The following is a 650-nucleotide window of genomic DNA, read 5'->3' on the forward strand; positions in this document are numbered from 1 at the left end:
CAGTGTGAAATCGTCGGCGAGGACGGAATCGTGAAGCTTCCTGAACCACCAAGCATCTCTCTCAGAAAAGACGGCAAATTCTCGACGGATATCCTCATGGATTGGCAGCGCCGCTTTGTAGACGCTTACGATGTAGAAATTCAAGATTTCATTGACTCGATCCAACAGAAAGGCGAGGTCAGCGGGCCGACTGCGTGGGACGGCTATATCCCCGCCGTGACGACGGACGCCTGTGTGAAAGCTCAGGAATCCGGACAGAAAGAACCTGTGGCGCTTCAGGAGAAGCCGGAATTCTATCAAACGTTCACAACTGTTAAAAAATAAAAACATTCCGAGGAGTGAAAAGTATGAAATTAGCATTGGATCCATCGATGTATCGTGATGATTTGACTTTGGAAGAAACGGTCTATAAAACGGCGGAGCTTGGCTACGAATATATCGAACTATCGCCGCGCGAAGATTTTTGTCCATTCTATAAATATCCGAAAGTCGATTCAGCTAAAATCAAACAATTAAAGCGGCTTTTAAGAGATACCGGTGTTAAGCTTTCATCGCTCCTTCCGCTTTACCACTGGGCAGGTCCTGATGAAGATCGCCGTCAGGCCGCCGTGCGCAATTGGAAAAGGGCAATCGAAATTGCGGTCGAGCTT

The 650-nt window shown here is 47.7% G+C and carries 2 protein-coding genes; both read left to right on the top strand.

What is annotated here, in order from left to right; genetic code table 11:
* Nucleotides 1-324 (top strand): Gfo/Idh/MocA family oxidoreductase (locus tag ACWHAR_RS28270; protein WP_452088593.1); only part of this gene is annotated, 324 nt, incomplete at its 5' end.
* Nucleotides 325-347: 23 nt separating this feature from the next.
* On the top strand, nt 348-650 hold a 303-nt coding region (locus ACWHAR_RS28275), incomplete at its 3' end, for a sugar phosphate isomerase/epimerase family protein (RefSeq protein WP_156350955.1).

Source organism: Bacillus sp. LR--39, from assembly GCF_053613335.1.